The 1,998-nt window shown below is 68.6% G+C and carries 1 protein-coding gene; it reads left to right on the plus strand.

Annotated elements, in window-relative coordinates; genetic code table 11:
* Positions 1-260 precede the first annotated feature (260 nt).
* On the plus strand, positions 261-1,844 hold the full coding sequence (locus tag ACLN58_RS21610) for an acyl-CoA carboxylase subunit beta (protein WP_415857268.1): 1,584 nt from the start codon (positions 261-263) through the stop codon (positions 1,842-1,844).
* The last annotated feature ends 154 nt before the right edge of the window (positions 1,845-1,998 follow it).

Below are 1,998 nucleotides of genomic sequence, written 5' to 3' on the forward strand. Positions count from 1 at the left end.
GAGTCCGGGGCCGCGGCGAGCCGCGCCGCCCGGTGTGATCGTCGTCATAGGGACAGTGTACCGCATAAGTTACTGGCGAGTAACAAGAGGGCAGGGTCCGCGCGCGGGGAGCGGCGCGATCGTCCGCCGCCCACGGCGCCGCGAAATTGTAGGGTTCCTACACACGGAGCCCGAACACGGCTTACTAGACTGTGGTGACGGCGCCGCCGATTGTGCGGAACCTACATCCGATACGAATTGCCGATCGAGAGCTGGAGCACGTGACCCACGACCTCACCACGACCGCAGGCAAGATCGCGGACTTCCGCGAGCGGCGGGCGGCCTCGCTGCTCCCGTCCGGCCCGGAGGCAGTCGAGAAGCAGCACGCGCGCGGCAAGAACACGGCGCGCGAGCGGATCGCGATGCTGCTCGACGAGGGATCGTTTGTCGAGTTCGACGCCCTCGCGGTGCACCGCTCGACGGCGTTCGGGATGGCCAAGAAGAAGCCCCTGGGCGACGGCGTCGCGTCCGGGTACGGCACGGTGGACGGACGGCTCGTGGCCGTGTACAGCCAGGACTTCTCGGTCTACGGCGGCTCGCTGAGCCAGGTCAACGGCGAGAAGATCGTCAAAGTCCAGGAGTTCGCGCTCCGCAACGGCTGCCCGGTGGTCGGGATCAACGACGGCGGCGGCGCGCGCATCCAGGAGGGCGTCGCATCCCTCGCGATGTTCGCGGACATCTTCCGGAACAACGTCGCCGCCTCCGGCGTCATCCCCCAGATCTCGCTCATCATGGGCCCGTGCGCTGGCGGCGCGGCCTACTCCCCCGCTCTCACGGACTACGTGGTCATGGTGGACAAGACGAGCCACATGTTCATCACGGGCCCCGACGTCATCAAGACGGTCACGGGCGAGGAGGTGGACATGGAGACGCTCGGCGGAGCGCGGCAGCACAACGCCACGACCGGCACCGCGACCTATCTCGCCTCGGACGAGCAGGACGCGATCGACTTCGTGCGCGAGCTCCTCGACTACCTCCCGTCCAACAATCTCGTCGAGGCGCCGGTGCTCGAGACGGACGAGGAGCTCGAGGCGACGGACGAGGACGCCGCGCTCGATGCACTGGTGCCCGATTCGCCGACTCACGGCTACGACATGCGGACCGTCATCGAGGCGATTGTCGACGACGGCGCGTTCCTCGAGATGCAGTCGCTCTACGCGCCGAACGTCATGATCGGCTACGGGCGCATGGAGGGCCACACGGTCGGCATCGTGGCCAACCAGCCCATTCAGTTCGCGGGCACGCTCGACATCGCCGCGTCGGAGAAGGCAGCGCGCTTCGTGCGGCACTGCGACGCGTTCAACGTCCCGATCATCACGCTCGTGGACGTCCCCGGCTTCCTGCCCGGCAAGGACCAGGAGTTCCAGGGCATCATCCGCCGCGGCGCAAAGCTCCTCTACGCCTATGCCGAGGCGACCGTCCCGAAGCTCACGGTCATCTGCCGCAAGGCCTACGGCGGCGCCTACATCGTCATGGGATCGAAGAAGCTCGGCTCGGACCTCAATCTCGCGTGGCCCACGGCGCAGATCGGCGTCATGGGCGCGCAGGGCGCCGTCAACATCCTCTACCGCCGCGACCTCGCGACCGCCGAGGCGGACGGCGGCGATGTCGAGGCCAAGCGCGCCGAGCTCATCCGGCAGTACGAGGAGGAGCTCCTCAACCCGTACCAGGCCGCCGAGCTCGGCTACGTGGACGCGGTCATCGCGCCGTCGGAGACCCGCGTGCAGCTCATCCGCGGCCTCCGCGCGCTTCGGGACAAGCACGCGTCGATGCCCGCCAAGAAGCATGGGAACATCCCGCTGTGAGCGCCGAGCTCCCCGGCGCCGGGGAATCCACGGCAGCGCACGACGGCGTGGACGCGCCCGCCGCGCTTCCCCGGGCCGTCGCGGCTGACGCCCCGGACGCACCAGAGGTAGTGGTTCGGGTCACCAAAGGCAACCCCACGCCCGAAGAGCTCGC

The sequence above is a fragment of the Sinomonas sp. G460-2 genome (assembly GCF_047759905.1).
Classification (GTDB): domain Bacteria; phylum Actinomycetota; class Actinomycetes; order Actinomycetales; family Micrococcaceae; genus Sinomonas.